This is a genomic window from Winogradskyella bathintestinalis (assembly GCF_030407435.1).
Classification (GTDB): domain Bacteria; phylum Bacteroidota; class Bacteroidia; order Flavobacteriales; family Flavobacteriaceae; genus Winogradskyella; species Winogradskyella bathintestinalis.
The window spans coordinates 800,011-819,270 of the sequence record NZ_JASDDK010000002.1 but is presented as its reverse complement, the minus strand read 5'-3'; the positions used below and the strand labels follow the sequence as shown (position 1 = coordinate 819,270).

Below are 19,260 nucleotides of genomic sequence, written 5' to 3'. Positions count from 1 at the left end.
ACAATGAAAAAATTAGTCCTGATATTATTTTTAATCTCAATTAGCGTTACTTCTTTTGCACAAGAATTGCCATTTAAAAAGGTGAAACTATCAGATTCAGTAGCGCTTGAAAACCAAATGCAGCAATTAGCAATACAATGTGACATTCAAAGTCTATCAGCAATAGACCAGTTTAAGTTCCAGTTAATAAGAGGTGAATATAAAGACGCCTTAACTTCAATAAAAAAAAGAATAGCAGAAACACCAAGAGATCAAAGTCAGTATTTAGATGTCTACAAGTATTATGTAGAGGCAAAGCTTTCTACGAACTTTAAAGATGCGTTTAAAAACTCTTACAGCAAATACATAAAGAATTCTGATGACATACAAGTTATTAACTTAGATAAGGCTCTGATAGTTAGAGATCCTACAGATTATTATGTGAGTAAATTTAATAATACGTATACTAGTATTAAATCAGAAAAAATAACACAGGCAACAGCTACGGATTTAGTAAAAAAATATTTTTTAAGCACTGTATTTTCATCAACTAGAGTTATTTATTTTGATGAAATTAAACAAGATCATAAACGCAGATATGTCATAAATGATAGTATCGTCATTCCTATGAAAGATGGTGCCGAAGTTTCAATGGTAGTAGTTAAACGCAAGGGAAATTCAACAGCTAAAAAATCTGCCATACTAGTGTCTTCTATTTACGCAGGCACCAATGAGGCCTCTGCCATGTTATCAGCTTCCAAAGGCTATATTGGCGTGATTGCCAATACAAGAGGAAAAAGATTGAGTCATAGCGACATAAAACCACTTGAATATGAACATACTGATGTGTATGAAGTCATTGATTGGATTAGTAAACAAGCTTGGTCTAATCAAAAAGTAGCCATGTTTGGAGGTAGTTACAATGGTTTTACACAATGGGCTTCTATGAAACACAATGTGCATCCTGCATTAAAAACCATTGTACCCATGGTTGCTATTGCACCAGGAATTGACTACCCCATGGAAAATAATGTCCTACACAATTATTCGTATTCCTGGAATTTTTATGTCACCAATAACAAGTTTTTAGATTTTGAAGCTTCAAATAATTTTAATCGTTGGAATAACTTAAAAAACACCTGGTACAAAACAGGCATTGCGTTTAACAAGTTAGATAGTTTAGATGGACAGACAAATACATTATGGAACACCTATATGCAACATCCTAGTTATGATGATTTCTGGAAAAAAATGATTCCATACAAGCAAGAATTTGCAAAAATTGACATTCCGATTTTAACCATAACAGGGTATTATGATGACTCACAAGGAGGAGCCATGTATTATTTCAATGAGCATTATAAATACGCAAAAAATCCGAATCATTATTTGTTAGTTGGGCCTTATGACCATTGGACTGCACAAACGAAACCCGAAGAAAGTCTAAGAAATTACAAATTAGACAAAGCTGCTTTAATACATATTGAAGAAGATCTAATTTATCAATGGTTTGATTATATTTTAAACGGAAAAGCAAAACCGAGTATTTTAAAAGATAAAGTCAACTTCCAAGTCATGGGTACGAATACCTGGATGCACAAACCAAGTTTAAGCGCCATGACCAATGATACTTTAACATTTCATTTAAGTGCTGATAAAACCAACGATTTTTATGCCTTAAAATCAAAAGCAAATAATTTAGAGATTCAAATGTCTGTTGATTTTAAGGATCGAAAGAGTATGACTAACACAGAGTATTATCCTTGGCCTTTGGAACGTGACCAAATCAATTTAAAAGATGGTTTAATTTTTAATTCTGAAGCGCTAAAGGAAGATGTAATTATAAATGGCTCTTTTTTAGGGAATCTTGAATTTTCAATAAATAAAAAAGATGTTGATTATTCTGTAATCGTATATGAATTGACTCCAGAAGGGAACTATTTTCATTTAAGCTATTATATTGGTAGAGCGAGCTATGCTAAAGATAGAGAACAAAGAAATTTATTGATACCGAATCAAAAGACGAAAGTGTCTTTCGACAATTCGAAACTAATCAGTAAAAAATTAGAAAAAGGGAGTCGCATTGTAGTGGTGGTTAATGTCAATAAAAACAATAATGCTCAAATTAATTATGGTACTGGAAAGGATGTTAATAAAGAAAGTATTAAAGATGCTGAAATTCCATTAGAGATAATTTTTACAGGAAACAGCAGTATTTCTTTGCCAATTTGGAACTGATTTCAATAACTGTTAGAATCTCATCTCTTAAGTAAAATAAAGTTTAAATGTGCCTTTATTTAAAGGAATAAGCGCAGATGTCATAAAGATGTCATAAGCTTGGCGCAAGTGCCAGTAAGGTTTGTATTTAATTTTGTCCCATGAACATTAAATACAAATCAATGAATAATTTTTTTACAACACTCACTTTTCTTTTCATTACATATTTTAGCGTTAGTCAGAGCTATGAATCAAAAATAGATTCCATAGTTGCTATAAGTTACAATCAAAACGAGCCTGGTATTTCAATTCTGGTAGCAAAAGAAGGAGCATCTATTTATAGTAAATCTTTTGGAAAAGCTAATTTAGAATTAAATATACCTTTACAAAAGAGTAGTGTATTTCAGATTGGTTCAATTACAAAACAATTTACCGCAGTTTCAATTTTAATGCTAGCAGAGCAAGGCAAACTGAATATTGAGGATAATATTGGAAAATACATTCCTGAATATGTCGAGATTGGAAAAGATATTACCATTCACAATCTATTGAATCATACTTCGGGAATAAAAAACAGAACACCTGTTGGTGACAAGGGTTTTATTTCTAAAACTAATATGTCACCTACAGAACTTATTGCATATTTTAAAGATGAACCTTTGGAGTTTAAACCAGGAGAGCGTTTTAAATACAGCAATGCCGGCTATATTATACTAGGGCGAATTATTGAAATCGTTTCTGGACAACCTTACAGTGATTTTATAGAACAACATATTTTTGATAAAATAGGAATGAAGAATTCATCCTGTGGAGATACGAAACAAGGTATTCCAAACCCTACTAAGGGTTATATCATTGAACAAAATGATTTTGTAAAATCAGATGATATCAATTTGTCTTTAGCATATTCCGCGGGAGCTATTTTATCTACCACAGAGGATCTTTTAAAATGGCAAAATGCATTACTTTCAAACACACTTTTAAAAGCTTCTAGTATAAAACAAGCTATGACACCAACCTCATTAAACAGTGGGAAAAGAGTACCTTATGGATATGGTTTTCGATTTTCGAAATTGGGGAATTCTCCTGTAATTGCCCACACAGGAAGTACGAAGGGGTTTACCAGTATTGCGCTGTTTTTACCTAAAGAGAAACTGTATATAACTGCATTAACCAACTGTAATTGTAAGAATGTAAATAACGTGGCGAAACAAGTTGCTGAATTATTTGTAAGTATACCAGATGATAAAATAACAGAGGCTAAGCATAATCAACCTGAGAGAAAATCAATTAATGTACCTTCTGAAATATTAAGTGACTATACAGGTACTTACGAGGTTAAACCAAATGTAAACCTTACTATAGGATTGGATAACACAAATCAATTATACTTATTAGCTCCAGGTCAAACTAAAAAGGTTGAATTATTTGCTGAAACTCAAAATCATTTTTTTGTAAAAATTGTAGATGCAGAAATCACGTTTAATAAAAATGAAGCGAATAATGTTATTAGCTTAACGATGAATCAATCTGGTCGTAAAATTATCGCAAAAAAGAATTAGGATGAAAAACAAGGAAAAAACATCTTTACAGCAAGCCATTTATTATGCTAAAGCACCCATCATAATTGCATTAATTTTAACTCCAGTTAGATATGGTTTAGAATTATTGGGATTGCCTGAAAATGCTATTTTTATTATCGGGCTACTTTGGCTTACCTTAGGGATTGCTATATATCTAGGTATTAAATTAGGTAATCAAAAACAAGCTTACAAGATTCTTTTATTAAGCTTACTTATTTACTCACCTATTTCAAGGATTCCAGTTGCTATACTTTGGTGGGTAGATACAAAATGGGAAATTGGCACTCATTATGGATTATATTATGATAATTTTGGGCAAGCGCTATTAAATCATGTGATTTATGGGTCGTTAGTTCAATTGGTTCCTGGATTTTTATTAGGAATAGTAACCATAACAATAATGAGGTACAGAAAAACTTTAACTAAAAACAAACCTTTAGAAAATGGATAATAACTATTTAGCTTTAAGAGTAAAAGAATTGAGAAACCAGAAAGGGATGTCACAAGAATTTCTAGCAGAAGAATCTGGTTTAAGTTTACGAACTATTCAACGCATCGAAAAAGGGGAATCAAACCCTACAGGTGAGTCATTGAAGCGATTAGCCAATGCCTTAAATGTAAGTCCAGATGAGTTGATAGATTGGTCCGTAAAAGAAGATAAAAAGTATTTAACGTATCTCAATCTCTCTGCACTGTTATTTCTGGTCTTTCCATTGCTAGGGGTTTTAATTCCATTTATACTTTGGACATCAAAAAAAGGTAAGATAAAAAATAGTAATAAGTTGGGTAAAGATTTAATCAATTTCGAAATCACGTGGACCATTCTGTTATTTTTTATCCCAATAGTATTGTTCACCATATCAAAAATTGGACTCACAGACCAAATAACGTTAAGTACATTTTTTATGGTTATTGGCTTTTTGTATGTCGCCAATTTAATTTTAATATTGATCAACACACTGAGAATAAACAATGAAAAAGAGGTGATATATAGTCCTCGATTTAAGTTTTTAAAATAAAAGGCAATGAATATCATCGTTAACAGCCATATAGTATCAACTCAAAAAATATAAAACTATGAAATACAAATGTCCGAAGTGTGATAATACCACTTATGAAATTGGAGAAATGAAAGCCACAGGTGGTACGTTGTCGAAAATATTTGTTACCAAACATATAAAGCAAACTATGAGAACTTTTACATTTGTGATTTTATGTATTCTTCTTTTTGGAGCACAAACGACGTTCGGACAGAATAAAACGGATATTATAATTGGAAGTCAGTTCATTATTAAATCTAGTATTTTAAATGAAGAAAGAACTTGTTTAATAAGTATTCCTGATTCATATAATGATTCAACTGAAGTGGCGAAAAAATATCCAATTATCATATTATTGGATGGATATACTCATTTTAAAACAGCATCTGGAATAGTACATTTTATGAGTTCCAATAGAAACCGAAACAATTTAATGCCAGAAAGTATTATTATAGCCATAAAAAATGTTGACCGTGAACGAGATTTTACCGTTACAAAAATTAAGACATTAAATTAATTACTTCCATGCCATTTTGCCCAATCTTGCAGGTTTCCAAATAAAACGTTTTTTCCATTAGAGCCGTTGGTAAGGATAATAATACCTGATTTTGATTCAAAATCGAGCATAAAACCAGATTGCCATCCTTCATTAGAACCACCATGACCAGATAATGTAAAATCCCCAAAACGATTCATAATCATATAACCCATTCCGTAATTCCCTTTGGATAGTTCGGTAGGTTTTATCAAAAGAGCAATGCTTTCTTCTGACAAAACAGGATTTTTTGAAAATGATGCTTTTGCAAAAAGAATAAGATCATCTATTGTTGTATGCAAACCTGCTGCTGCTTGCGCATTAAAAAGGCGTAATGGGATTTCATTTCCTTCTTCATCATAGGCCTTTGCAGAATTTTTTAAAACCTTTTTACTAATATTAAAACTTGTTTGTTTCATTTTTAAAGGCTTAAAAATATGTTCTTTCATGTAATCCGCAAAAGATTTCCCACTAACGTCTTCAATAACTAATTGCAATATAGAATAACCACCACCTGAATATTTCCATTTGCTTTCTGGTTCCATAACGAGTTCTACTTTCTCATCTAGATTAGTAGTTCCGGATAACGATGCATCAATTGAAGTTAATTCATCTTTAGTTTCATAACCGTTGTAACCATGAACAGACAAACCTGCAGTATGTTGCAATAGATTCCTGATAGTTACTTTATCTGAATCAAATTCACTAGATGGTAATTTCCAATTCAAAAGATATTTTGAAGCTGGAGCATCTAAATTAAGTTTTTGGTCTTCTACCAATTTCATAATTCCCCAAGCTGTAAACATTTTTGATATAGAACCAATATTAAAGCCTGTTTTACTATTTACAATCTCGTTTTCTGATACATCAGAAAACCCATATTCTTTTTTAATAATAACGTCGCCATTTTTAATAATAGCCAATGCCAATCCAGGTACTTTATTGTCTTGCAATGCCTTTGGTGTAGTTTCATTTAAAGTTTTTAATAGTTCTTTCTCAGAACTCGTTTGAGCATTTACAAATAAGGTTGATAATGCGATTGTAATAATTGTAATTAAAGTTTTCATATGTATTTAGTTTTAAATTCGATGTAAACCTAGAGCTGAATATTCGTTAATTAGAACTATTTTGATGAAGCTAGCGTATCAAATGGTAATCAACTCATTATGATATTTAAAGTACCTTTATCATTAAATTTGATACGTTTACAATATGAAAAGAGACGTTCATAAAATAAAAGCTGTAACCTTGAATATGCAATATAGATTTGTGTCAAAATCATAAATAAATTAAAATCATGACACATAAAAAACTTTATAAAGCAGCAGCAGTTCTATCTGTAATCATTATTATTTTGATGCTAATCTTAAGAAACGCTCAAAGCGAAATATTCGCAGTGCTTTCAAGTTCATTGGGTTTAGTAGTCTTTTACACCCTTTTGAATTATCTCTTTCAAACTGAAAAAATAAAATTTGGGACTTCTAACCTTCGATTAAAATATCTCTTTTTAGGAATAAGTATTCCGCTTTTAATATTTGCTATTGATGCTACTACAGATTTAGATGGAGGCTTTCTAAAGAATAGCGTAAGAATTCTTTTAGCAATTGCAGTTGCTTATTTAATTTTCTATTGGACCTACGAATACCGAAAAAGTATTCAAAAACTTAAAAAGGATAAATTAGAAGCCGAATTGATGCTATTAAAAAATCAAATAAATCCTCATTTTTTCTTTAACACACTTAACAATTTGTATGCCTTAATAAAAAAGGATGCTGATGCAGCTCAAGACTATGTCCTAAAATTATCAGATTTAATGCGATTCACTATTTACGATAGCGGAAAGGAAAACGTGCAGTTAAAAGATGAAATAGATTATTTAATAAATTTTATTGATTTACAAACTGCCAGATACCATAAAGACATTGATGTGAATTTTGAAAAATCAATTAAAAATCCAGAAACAAAAGTGGCACCTTTGTTATTCATTATCTTGCTAGAAAATGCTTTTAAACATGGCATTGAAAAAGCAACAGATAATGCATTTGTTCATTTACAACTTATTGAAGATGAAAATAAAATAAGTTTCACAGTTAAAAACAATTATGATGCTGAAGAATCATCAGAAGACAAAGGTATTGGGCTCAAAAATTTAAAAGATCGCTTAAATTTATTATATCCAAACACACATCAATTGTATAATAAAATTGAAGAAAACACCTATTCAACAACATTAGATATATATAAGAAATGATAAAATATATAATTGTAGACGACGAAACTGCCTCTCATGATAATATTAAAGATTATGCGAGTAATTTGTCTTATCTATCATTCCAAAAAAGTTGTTATAATGCTTTTGAAGCCCTAGACTATTTAAATAAGCATTCTATTGATCTTATTTTTTTAGATATAAATATGCCAAAGCTTTCTGGTTTAGAGTTTTTAAAAACACTTTCTAATCCGCCAAAAATTATCATTACTACAGCCTACAAGGAATTTGCCTTAGAAGGTTATGAATTGAATATTGACGATTATTTATTAAAACCATTTAATTTCAGTCGTTTTGTAAAATCTGTTAGTAAAGTTTCCGATGCATTATCAATTAAAGCCAGCCCAATACAAAATACGGAAACCATAGAAGACACTAAGATTTTTATAAAGGAAGATAAAAAATACTACCAGATAAAGTTAAAGAACATTCTGTTTTTAGAAGCCTATGGAAACTATGTAAAGATTAATATGGTTGATAAAGTGATTGTTTCTCATCAAACGCTAACATCCTTTACACATAATTTACCAGAGACACAATTTATAAGGATTCACAAATCTTTTATTATCTCAATAGATAAAATAGAATTAATTGAAGGTAATAGAATACATCTAAGGAATCACAAAATTCCAATAGGAAAAATGTATAAGCTTAATGTAAATCGATTAATAAAATAAAATCAATTTTGACATTAACCTGTAATAATTCCTAATTTAAGCCACCAACCAATAAAACAACACTATTGAGTAGCGATTTTTACAACACATCCATTTTACCATTCGCAGGAATAATTATCAAATTATGTCGAGCTTACACCAGTTCACAACAAGATTTTGAAGACTATTACCAAGAAGTGTGTTTACAAATCTGGAGGAGTAAGGACAATTTTCGCGAAGAATCGCAATGGAGCACTTGGGTGTATCGCATTTCATTAAACGTCTGTTTAACCTTACTTAAGAAAAAGAAAAACAATGTTCAGCATTTTGTGTCTGATTCTATAACTGCTGAAGAAACCGAAAACAACTACGCGTTTTCAGACGAATCTCTAAATTTATTATATGATGCCATAAGAAAACTATCGGAAATAGATAGAGCCGTTATCATGCTTTATTTGGAAGAAAAATCGCAAAAGGAAATTGCTGAAATTATAGGAACGAACCCAAATAATATTGGTGTACGTGTTAAAAGAATTAAAACTAGATTAAAAAAATTATTAGATGGAAAAATCAATTGAAAACATTTGGAAAGAAGGTTTTCTCAAGAGCGACGCACTAGTAGTCCCAAAAATAAACAATCTTTACAACCAAAAATCAATTCATATCATTGATAAATTTAAAAGAATGTTTAAAATAAATTTGATTGCCATTGTGGCATTCTCGTTTGCTTTTTTAGTCGTCTCTTTCATTATAGGAATTCCCATAACAGGTATCATATTTTTTGTTACTCTTTCAGTTCTTGTTGTTATTAATAAGAGGTTATTAAACGATTTAGAGAAAATCGATATAGGTATTAGCAGTTATCAATACTTAAAAGCATTTAACCAATGGATAAACAAACAGGTATCTATCAACAAGAGATTTTCAAGGTTTTTGTATCCAATTATATTCATGTCATTGGTTTTAGGCTTTTGGTTTAAAGATGCCGAAGGCATGCCTTTAGGTGAAAGACTTGTAAATGAAATACTTGTTGGTTTTCCAGATACCTATTTAATATTTGGAATCCCACTCATCGGAATTGTTATCGTGGCAGTCATCTTGGTTTTGCTATTCCTTGTTGGAGGTCGAATTTATAAATGGGATTTAAACATCGTTTATGGAAGACTATTCAAAAAACTAGAAGAATTGATGACAGATATAGAAAGTTTAAGAAGCTAAACACCTGAATATAAGGTGTTTTAGTGTGATTTTTTAAAATAAATAAATTTTTGGTGTAATATTTTTTGGTTTGGGCCACTAACCAAGAAAACAGTAAAAATTATGACACTATTAAATGCAATTAACTTTTTTGAAAGTTTAAAAACTGAATCCTCTAAAAAATCTGAAATTAAGATTTATACTCAATTTATTGAGATTCTTAAAAAATTAGAAAATAGAGCATTTACCGCTAATGAAATTCATTCTATAGAAATGGAACTGGATAGCTTAAAACTAAACTCAAATCCAGACAATAGAAAAAAATTCTTTAAAAACGCACTGAGTAAATTTGAGACCTATTTAAAGGACACCTTTTCCTTGACTTCTCAAGGATACTATACAAACCTGAGTGTAACTTTAGGAATGTTATTCGGAGTTATAGCTGGAATTCTAATAGGTGAGCGTTTTGAAAGGTCTTTAGGGATTTCCGTTGGCATTTGTATGGGACTATTTATTGGCGCATTAATAGGTCGCCGTAAGGATGCTCAAGCTAAAGAAGCTGGAAACGTGCTCTAAAGTAAATCTAACTAAATCTCTCTTCAAATAGCTTCGATTACTAAATTAGTAATACTATTTTTTAATACCACAAGGCTAACGAAAATTTGGCCTAGACATCACCAATCAAAATTTAACGAACATGAAAACATTAACAATTATCATACTTTTAAATTTACTCGCCATTACTAGTGCACGTTCTCAAGATATTTCAGGACATTGGAACGGAACAACCAAAAGAGGCGATAAAGAAATCACTTTTGTTTTTAATATAAAACAAGAAAACGCTACGTATTCAACTACTATGGATGTTCCAACGTTTAGAATTGCTGGCATCAAACCATCAGCTACAACTTTTACAAATGGAAAGCTAATTATTGATGGCTCTAATGTTGGAATGAACTATACAGGAGTTTTTAATACTGAAGCACAACAATTTGAAGGTATTTACAAGGAAGGTGGCATAGAAATGGTCCTAAACTTAAAAAAAGGAACTATAAAAATAGAGGATTCGAAACGGCCGCAGGAACCTGTAAAACCCTACCCTTATTATGAAGAAGAAGTCATTTTTAAAAATAATGAAGCCAACATAACATTAGCAGGTACTTTAACCTTACCCAATAAAAACGGAAAATTTCCAGTAGTAATTTTAATTAGCGGAAGTGGTCCACAAGACAGAGATGAAAGTTTTATGGGACACAAACCTTTTTTAGTATTATCAGATTATTTAACAAGACAAGGCATTGGCGTATTGCGTTTTGATGATCGTGGAGTTGGAGAATCTACAGGAAATTTTGGTAAAGCAACCACAGAAGATTTTTCCAAAGACGTTTTGAGTGCCATCGCATACTTAAAAACTAGAAACGATGTAGATATTAAAAATATAGGTTTGATTGGTCATAGTGAAGGTGGTATTATCGCACCTCTAGCGGCTAACAACTCTAAAGATGTCGCTTTTATGGTGTTATTAGCTTCTACCGGAATTTCGGGAACAGAACTATCTGTAATGCAATCTAAAACATTGAGAGAATTTCCTGTTAAAGATGAGGTGGCTTATGAAAAAAACACAAGAAAAGCGATTGCAATTGTAATCTCTAATAAGAGTAAAACAGAAATTAAAATCGAATTGACAACTCATTATAATGAGTTTTTAAGACCCATTTTAACATCATTAAACGTACCAGAAAAGAATATCAATGCATTTATAGAAAACCAACTTAAAACAAGTTTACAACCTTGGTCACGCTATTTTTTACAATACAATCCTGCTGATGAAATTGAAAAATTACAAATTCCAGTGTTGTCATTAAATGGCAGTAAAGACACGCAAGTAAATGCAAAAATTAATCAAGAAGCTATAAGACAAGCACTAATCAAAGGCCAGAATAAAAATTATAAAATAGTGGAATTAGAAAACTTAAACCACTTCTTTCAGGAGTGTGAAACTGGAAAGATGGATGAATATAGAAAAATAGAACAAACATTTTCCCCAACAGCATTGAACGAAATAAAAAAATGGGTAATAGAACATCTGAAATAAGATATAAAATACTTGTAGTAACCTCTTGAGTAATTCATTGCTAGTACTCACCTACTCATGAAAATCCTTACGAATTTTCAGACTAGATTATATATTGACATGGCAATAGCAATTACCTCAATAATTGATTAATGTTTGTTTTATATAGCTTGCCAATAGGTACAACATGATCGCCCATATAAATTCTATTTCCTTCTACTCTAAAGATGTGCTTTTTTGCAACCGCAAATGATTTATGAACTTGTATGAAATCATTATCAGAAAGCAGTTCTATGGTATCCGATATTTTTTCTCGAATGCTGATAGTACTAGTACTCGTAACAACTTTGGTATAATTGCCTGAGGCTTCAATAAATAGAATATCATCTACATCTACCTGAATATGACTATTATTCTGTTTTAAAAAAATATGTTGTCCTTCAGGTTTTATAGTCTCTTTACTTTCTTTTCTTATTGTACTGGTATCAGAAGAGGTCACTTTATTAATAGCACTCAAAAAGCGTTCAAAACTAAACGGTTTTAACAAGTAATCAACAACGTTTAATTCGTAGCCTTCAATCGCAAATTCACTATACGCAGTGGTTACAATAACTTTTGGTGGAGATGATAAGGTTTTTAAAAATTGAAATCCTTTTAATTTAGGCATATTCAAATCTAAAAAAATGAGATCTATATCATGTTTGCTTAAGTAGTCAATAGCTTCTATAGCATCATAACAATCTGCTTTGAATTCTAAATTTGGTAGCATATCACAATAGCCTTTTATAATATCGTGTGCAATATGTTCGTCGTCTATAATGATATATGTAATCATAAGCCCTTAATATTCAATGTAGCGTTATAGATGGTATCTGTTTTGGAAATTGTTAAGGTATGCTTTTTTGGATATACCAATTCTAATCGTCGTTTTAGGTTTTTTAATCCAATTCCTGTTTCAGGGTTATCTTGTGTTTCATCAAAATTGTTTTCTATTTCAAAGGTCAATTCACTATTATGCGCTGTTAATGTGATATGAACATAAGCATTTTCTCTTAAATTTTCCACACCATGCTTAAAGGCATTTTCTAAAAGAATAATGAAAAGAAGTGGCATAATCTCATAATTAGTGTCGTTTGTTTCAATATTGAATTGTATATCAATCGCTTTATGATAACGCATTTTATGAAGTTCAATATAATTCTCGAGATAAGCTATTTCTTCAGACAGTAAAACCCTGTCTTTTTCGCCATCATAAATACTATAGCGCATCATATCAGAAAGTTTTAGAATGAGCTCTTGAGCTTTCTTAGAATCCTTATCCACTAATCCATAAAGGTTATTAAGCATATTAAAAAAGAAATGTGGATTCACTTGACTCTTTAAATGCATTAATTCTGTTTTTACTTTTTCATTCTTCAATCTTATTAGTGATTTGATTTGTTTAAATAGCCAATGTGCAATGGTAATAAACACAAGGATAAAGTACAATGCAATAAATTCTACAAACCCTTCTAGTTTTCCAAAAGTGTCATTAAAAATGACGATGGCTAAGCCTATAATAACCAGCGCTATTTTATATAACCGCTTGATAGTTTTCCTTTTTCTTTCTGGTATTTTAAAATTCATAATTCAATATTAATTAAATAAAACACCTCAGACAAATAAGTTGACAAACAGTATCTCATCAGTGACAAACAATCCTAAATGTGTTTTGAGGTGTCTTTATACCTTAAAAAAATGTGTTTGTCACTAATGCATGTGTTTGTGTCACTAACACTTTTTAAAGGCTAAAAACGCTTATATGTTTGTCTCAATCAATCAAAAAATGAACAGTATGGAACTCAGAATTGACAATCTATCAAAAACGTATTCAAACGGGATTAAAGCTTTACAAAACATTTCACTTGATATACCAAAAGGGATGTTTGGTCTATTAGGCCCAAATGGTGCAGGCAAGTCTACGTTAATGCGAACTATTGCAACACTGCAAGAAGCCGATTCTGGTTCCATTGTTCTTGGAGACATCGATGTCTTACAACAAAAAAATGAATTGCGACAGGTATTAGGGTATTTGCCGCAACAATTTGGCTTGTATCCAAAAATATCGGCAGAAGTATTACTCAATCATTTCGCAGTGCTTAAAGGCATCACCAATAAAAACGAACGTAAAGAATTAGTGAAAGCACTTTTGTATAAAACCAATTTATATGACGTGCGACAACAAAATCTGAAAGGGTTTTCTGGTGGGATGAAGCAACGATTTGGCATTGCACAAGCCTTACTTAACAATCCGAAGTTACTTATTGTAGATGAACCAACAGCAGGATTGGATCCTGTAGAACGCAATCGCTTTTACAATGTTTTAAGCGAGCTCGGAGAACATACTGTGGTTATTTTATCTACGCATATTGTTGACGATGTCAAAGAACTCTGCACAAATATGGCCATTATTAATCAAGGTCAAGTATGCTTAAAAGGGCAGCCGTTGCAGATACTAGAAGGCCTAAAAGATAAAGTCTATAAAAAAACAATCGAGAAATCAGAATTGAACCTATATAAAGAAAATTATCAGGTCATCAGTGAACGATTATTTCTTGGTAAACCAACCATTCATATAATAAGCGAGATCAATCCTGGAGATGGATTTACAGCCATTAATGCAGAATTAGAAGATGTGTATTTCTCAGAAATTTTCAATAGAACTAAAACTAAATCTATTTAATTATGTGGTATGAAATTTTTAAGTTCGAAATTCAATATCGAATTAAACGACCAGACACTTATGTATTCTTTTTATTTATATTTCTGTTTTCAATTGTTGGTGTAGATTTTATTTTTCAAGGTACTGAATTAGGTCTAATGAAAAGAAATTCACCCGTAGTCATAGCGAAAACAATGGGAGCTATAACCGGATTCTTTATGATTTTAGCCTCAATGATTATGGGCGTTTCTGTGTTGCGAGATTTTGAGTATGAGATAGAATCATTACTATTTTCTACACCAATCAAAAAAAGAGATTATTTAATTGGTCGGTTTTTAGGCGCATTTACTGTTTTGCTGTTTGTATTTACAGGAATTATTTTGGGTATGATGTTGGGTGAATTTATGCCCTGGAATAGTCCAGATGATCAATTGGCTTTTAATGCATTTGTTTATATGAAGACCTTTCTAATGGTAACGCTACCAACGTTGTTTTTTGGTGCATCATTGTTTTTTGTAACTGGAGCTTTAACTAGAAATTTAGTAGTTGTATACACTCAGGGTGTTATTTTGTTTGTGGTGTTTTTGTTAACCAAAGCAATTACTAATGATTTCTGGCAAGCTATTTTTGATCCATTTTCATTAACAACAACAACCTATATTACAAAAACTTGGTCGGTCTTAGAAAAGAGCACTCAAGAACTTCCATTTATTAGTGCCTTGTTATACAACAAATTATTTTGGGTTTTATTAGGTGTTATCGCATTAATCTATGGATATAAAAAATTCAATTTCAATCTGGTTAAAGAAAAGAAATCAAAACGAAAGCAAGTTCAAAAGCTGGTAGATAAAAGTACTAATTTAGTTGGTGATGTGATGATTCCTAAAGCTAAAAAACAATATGGTTTACAATCTAAATGGACACAATTAAAAGAGTTTTCGTGGTTTTATTTTATAAGTATTTTTAAACAACCATCATTTTGGGGAATAGTTATTTGCGGAATGATTATCATCTTAATCAATTCTGTAAATCTTGGAACGGTATATGGAGTTGATAGTTATCCTGCAACCTATTTTATAGTTGAGGAACTTCAGGAAACCTCTTATTTTTTCTTTATCATCATCCTTGTTTTTTATTCAGGAGAATTGGTGTGGAAAGAAAGAGGTGCGAAGTTGAATTTAATTTATGATGCTACATCCATGTCAAGTTTTGTAAGGTTAGCTGGAAAGTTTATTGGATTAAACATAATTTATGTCGTATTAATACTTGCTTTAATAAGTTCAGGGATATTATTCCAAACGCTAAGTGGCTATTATAACTATGAATTGCAAGTGTATTTTAATGGATTCTTTTTAGAAATTCTACCCCTATTATCCATTTTTACTTGCTTAGCGTTTTTCATACAATCTTTAGTGAATAATAAGTTTGTAGGTATCATTTTGGTGATTGTATTTAGTATTGTCAATGTAGCTATTGCCGTGTTGGGGTTTGATCATGATTTACACTTTTTTGGAGGAAGTTCCTTAGGTGCTTATTCAGAGATGAATGGTTATGGGCATTTTTTACAACCCTATTTACTCATTAAATTGTATTGGTTTCTTTTCGGAATCCTTTTATTAATCATAGGATCTTTAGTCGCTGTTAGAGGAAATGAAACCAATTTAATAAAACGAACAAGAATTGCTAAGTATAAGTTCAGCAAGCCACTCATAAAGTTTACTGACATCATTCTTTTTGCTTTTATAATTATTGGAGGGTTTATATTTTACAATACGAATATTTTAAATGAATATTGGAGCAATTCTGAAGCTACTGAATTTAGAGTAGCGTATGAAAAAGAATTGAAACAATTTGAATATATAACGCAACCAAAAATAGTAGACTTAAACTTACAATTAGAGCTATATCCTTCTAAACGAGACTACACAGTAGAAGGGTATTATATGTTAAAAAACACATCAATTGAAAACATAAAATCCATCCATATTCAAAAACTTCTCGAAGAAAATGTTACGATAGACAGTATCGCTTTCGAAGGTGGTTTTACGACGAATCATCAATATAAAAAGTTTGATTATTCAATTTTTAACCTGAAGAAAGCTTTACAACCTGGTGATTCTGTAAAAATGTATTTTAAGCAAAGTTTTACAACCAAAGGCTTTGAGCAAGGTCGTTCTAATACCAATATAGTTTACAATGGTACATTTTTCAACAATGAACAGTTTCCAACCTTGGGTTACAATAAAAAATATGAACTTCAAGATGAAGATGAACGACGAGATCATAACTTATCAAGGAGATCTAAAAAAGCTAAAATAGATGACCCTAAAGAATTAGTCAATGCAAGATCTGGTGGTGATTCTGATGGTATTAATTTTGAAATGATTATTGGTACATCCAAAGATCAAACGGCTTTGGTTCCTGGAGATTTATTGCAGGAATGGACAGAAAATAATCGTAATTATTTTCACTATAAAACAAATACCCCTATTATTAATTTTTACGCAATAGTTTCTGCTGACTATGAAATTAAAAAAGACAAATGGATGACAAGCAATAAGGGGATTACTGAGCCTGTCGACCTTGAAATTTATTTTCAAAAAGGACATGAATATAACATCGATAGAATGATGAAGTCTATGAAAGCTTCATTAGATTATTGTAGTAACAACTTCAGTCCTTATCAATACCAGCAACTACGTATTATGGAGTTTCCACGTTATGCAACATTTGCACAATCGTTTCCTGGAACTATTCCATTTTCAGAATCTATTGGATTTGTGTTAGATATAGATGACGAAAAAGATGTTGATATGGCTTTTTATGTGACTGCGCATGAAGTAGCTCACCAATGGTTTGGTATGCAAGTGGAAGCTGCAAATGTACAAGGACAATTGATGGTCTTAGAAACCTTATCTCAATATGCAGCATTGATGGTTTTAAAGCAACATTATTCCGAAGAAAAAGTGCAACAGTTTTTAGCGCTTCAAATGGATAAATATAAAGAAGGAATACAACAAGAAAGTAAAAAAGAACCATCTCTTACTCTCGTAGAAAATCAAGATTATGTCTATTACGCAAAAGGAGCAATCAATATGTACGAATTTCAAAAAGCAATTGGCGAAGAGAATGTGAATTTAGCATTAAAATATTTTCTTGAAGATTGGAATACAAAAAACGGCAAACTAAAAATGCAGACTGATAGATATGCGACAACTCAAGACTTACTAGAGTATTTCAGAGCAGTTACACCAAGCAATCTCCAGCATATCATCGAGGAGCTTTTTGAATCTGTGGGTGTATTAAAAAATCACTAAGGTTAAATAAATCAACTTCTCATAAAAGCATAAAACCTGTGCTTATTGTGGCAAACCATTAAAAATCTTACGTTAGCTAAGAAGATGATCAAACAAGCGGAACACATTTATAATAAAGAAAGAACATATCTAAGCTTAAAATAAAACGAACCACCATATGTTTAGATCAATAAGGAGAGGTATGCTACCATTTTCACAAAAGAATAAAGAAAATCTGCAATTTTTGACCTTCTAAAAATCGAGAAATTAACGCTAAAAAGGTTAACTTACTTGCGTATAATAAAGACATTAACAATTCATAAAACTTGAAAAGCATTTATGTCAATTTATGATAAAAACAAGTCTAGATTCTTTCAAAGAATAGTCGATATTGGCGCTGAGTACAATTTTTCTATAACTGAACTCAGATATTTACGTGTTACGAATATTGCATCTCTTTTAGGTGTAGTTTATAATGTAACTTGGATGCTAATTGCATTATTCTTGACAGACGCATTAATAATTTACGGAAGTAATACTTTTTTGGGATTAATGTTTCTAATGGCGTTAATTTTCAATTGGAAAGGGTTACGAGTCCTGGCTTCCGTTTGGCTTATTCTAGCATCTTATATGTCTGTTCTCTTATTTCTTTACTTGCTAGGGTTTTCCTCAGGAGTTGGAGTTGTTTGTTTCCTAATTATTATTCTGCCATATATGACTTTTCCTCGTAAGGCTAGGAATATAGCCCATGTCTTTAGTATTCTAGCTTGCCTAACGTTGATTGCTACAGTAATATTTCAATCAAATATAAAATCCCATTTTGGAGGATTAGATCCCTATATATCACAAATAGTTAATATCAGTATTACTGCATTGATTTGCTTCATACTAATAGCAAGTATGTCTATTTTAATAGATCAATCTGAGGAATCTTTAATGGTTGAACAGAAAAAATCAGATGATCTTCTGCACAATATATTACCCGCAAACATAATAAGAGACTTAAAAGAAAGCGGTAAAACAATTCCAAAAAGACACAAAAATATTACTGTCCTGTTTACTGATTTTGAAGGATTTACAAATCTTGTGGCGTCCATGTCAGCAATCACTTTAGTCAATGAACTCAATGATATTTTTGGTCGATTCGATGAAATTATGGAAGAAACGAAAGTAGAAAAAATTGAAACGATTGGTGATGCGTATATGGCAGCGTGTGGCCTTGAAAAAGAAACGATAAATCATGCTACTAACTGCATCAAAGCCGCACAAAAGATGCTATCCTATCTTGAGGAGAGAAATCAAAGCCATGTCATAAAATGGAGAATGAGGGTTGGTATACATTCTGGATCTGTAGTAGCAGGGGTTGTGGGCAAGAAGAAGTTCGCATACGACCTTTTTGGAGACACGATAAATACCGCCAGCAGGATGGAATCTGCAGGTGAAGTAGGTAAAATCAATATATCTTCATCCACCTATAAACTGATTAAAAATGAATTTTCGTGTATTTCTCGTGGAAAGATCCATGCAAAGGGAAAAGGGAAATTGGACATGTACTTTCTGAATCAAACTTAAAACGCATAAAATTAATCAAGAAAACAAATAGTATTTTTATGTTGCATATAATAGGATCATATTTCCAAACATAAACTTTGAAACCCTGAACTTTTCTGAACTGTGTTACGAATAATACTTCCTAAAAATGAGCAATAATTA

General features: G+C 31.2%; 17 protein-coding genes. 14 read left to right on the top strand and 3 right to left on the bottom strand.

The features are described 5' to 3' along the window. Window positions 1–3 precede the first annotated feature (3 nt). The 5 genes from QMA06_RS08500 to QMA06_RS08480 all read left to right on the top strand — a co-directional run bounded on the left by QMA06_RS08500 (window position 4) and on the right by QMA06_RS08480 (window position 5,336). Entirely contained in the window at window positions 4–2,217 is a 2,214-nt protein-coding gene (locus tag QMA06_RS08500) for a CocE/NonD family hydrolase (RefSeq protein ID WP_222611297.1), read from the top strand. Window positions 2,218–2,378: 161 nt separating this feature from the next. After that, a complete protein-coding gene (locus QMA06_RS08495) occupies window positions 2,379–3,758 on the top strand; it encodes a serine hydrolase (RefSeq protein WP_290206427.1) in 1,380 nt (459 codons plus the stop codon). Between the two features lies 1 nt (window position 3,759). Beyond that, a complete protein-coding gene (locus tag QMA06_RS08490) occupies window positions 3,760–4,230 on the top strand; it encodes a hypothetical protein (protein WP_044634109.1) in 471 nt (156 codons plus the stop codon). After that, entirely contained in the window at window positions 4,223–4,798 is a 576-nt protein-coding gene (locus QMA06_RS08485; protein ID WP_186844072.1) for a helix-turn-helix domain-containing protein, read from the top strand. The genes QMA06_RS08490 and QMA06_RS08485 overlap by 8 nt, the downstream gene beginning before the upstream one ends. Before the next feature lie 58 nt (window positions 4,799–4,856). Then, a complete protein-coding gene (locus QMA06_RS08480; protein ID WP_290206426.1) occupies window positions 4,857–5,336 on the top strand; it encodes a zinc ribbon domain-containing protein in 480 nt (159 codons plus the stop codon). On the opposite strand, the gene QMA06_RS08475 is transcribed toward QMA06_RS08480, so the two are convergent. Then, entirely contained in the window at window positions 5,333–6,421 is a 1,089-nt protein-coding gene (locus tag QMA06_RS08475; RefSeq protein ID WP_100818301.1) for a serine hydrolase domain-containing protein, read from the bottom strand. The genes QMA06_RS08480 and QMA06_RS08475 overlap by 4 nt on opposite strands. Before the next feature lie 230 nt (window positions 6,422–6,651). Between QMA06_RS08475 and QMA06_RS08470 the strand changes: the two genes are divergently transcribed. The 6 genes from QMA06_RS08470 (at window position 6,652) to QMA06_RS08445 (ending at window position 11,571) form a co-directional block, all read left to right on the top strand. Then, window positions 6,652–7,605, top strand: a complete 954-nt coding sequence (locus tag QMA06_RS08470) for a sensor histidine kinase (protein ID WP_052823525.1) — start codon at window positions 6,652–6,654, stop codon at window positions 7,603–7,605. After that, window positions 7,602–8,300, top strand: a complete 699-nt coding sequence (locus QMA06_RS08465; RefSeq protein ID WP_290206425.1) for a LytR/AlgR family response regulator transcription factor — start codon at window positions 7,602–7,604, stop codon at window positions 8,298–8,300. Before QMA06_RS08470 ends, QMA06_RS08465 begins: the two co-directional genes overlap by 4 nt. Before the next feature lie 65 nt (window positions 8,301–8,365). Next, entirely contained in the window at window positions 8,366–8,857 is a 492-nt protein-coding gene (locus tag QMA06_RS08460) for an RNA polymerase sigma factor (protein ID WP_186844071.1), read from the top strand. After that, complete coding sequence (locus QMA06_RS08455; protein WP_186844070.1) at window positions 8,841–9,497, top strand: hypothetical protein; 657 nt, start codon at window positions 8,841–8,843, stop codon at window positions 9,495–9,497. Before QMA06_RS08460 ends, QMA06_RS08455 begins: the two co-directional genes overlap by 17 nt. Before the next feature lie 102 nt (window positions 9,498–9,599). Further along, entirely contained in the window at window positions 9,600–10,052 is a 453-nt protein-coding gene (locus tag QMA06_RS08450; RefSeq protein WP_290206424.1) for a hypothetical protein, read from the top strand. A 121-nt stretch (window positions 10,053–10,173) separates the two neighbouring features. Further along, a complete protein-coding gene (locus QMA06_RS08445) occupies window positions 10,174–11,571 on the top strand; it encodes an alpha/beta hydrolase family protein (protein WP_290206423.1) in 1,398 nt (465 codons plus the stop codon). 112 nt (window positions 11,572–11,683) lie between these two features. Here QMA06_RS08445 and QMA06_RS08440 read toward each other — a convergent pair whose 3' ends face one another. Continuing rightward, a complete protein-coding gene (locus QMA06_RS08440; RefSeq protein WP_186844067.1) occupies window positions 11,684–12,385 on the bottom strand; it encodes a LytR/AlgR family response regulator transcription factor in 702 nt (233 codons plus the stop codon). After that, a complete protein-coding gene (locus tag QMA06_RS08435; RefSeq protein WP_186844066.1) occupies window positions 12,382–13,176 on the bottom strand; it encodes a sensor histidine kinase in 795 nt (264 codons plus the stop codon). Before QMA06_RS08435 ends, QMA06_RS08440 begins: the two co-directional genes overlap by 4 nt. 208 nt (window positions 13,177–13,384) lie before the next feature. Between QMA06_RS08435 and QMA06_RS08430 the strand changes: the two genes are divergently transcribed. From QMA06_RS08430 to QMA06_RS08420, 3 genes are all read left to right on the top strand, one after another. After that, entirely contained in the window at window positions 13,385–14,272 is an 888-nt protein-coding gene (locus QMA06_RS08430; RefSeq protein WP_186844065.1) for an ABC transporter ATP-binding protein, read from the top strand. Window positions 14,273–14,274: 2 nt separating this feature from the next. Further along, window positions 14,275–17,568 (top strand): ABC transporter permease/M1 family aminopeptidase, encoded by a 3,294-nt coding sequence (locus QMA06_RS08425; protein WP_186844064.1) that lies wholly within the window; start codon window positions 14,275–14,277, stop codon window positions 17,566–17,568. A gap of 318 nt (window positions 17,569–17,886) precedes the next feature. Continuing rightward, a complete protein-coding gene (locus tag QMA06_RS08420; protein ID WP_186844063.1) occupies window positions 17,887–19,119 on the top strand; it encodes an adenylate/guanylate cyclase domain-containing protein in 1,233 nt (410 codons plus the stop codon). Window positions 19,120–19,260 lie beyond the last annotated feature (141 nt).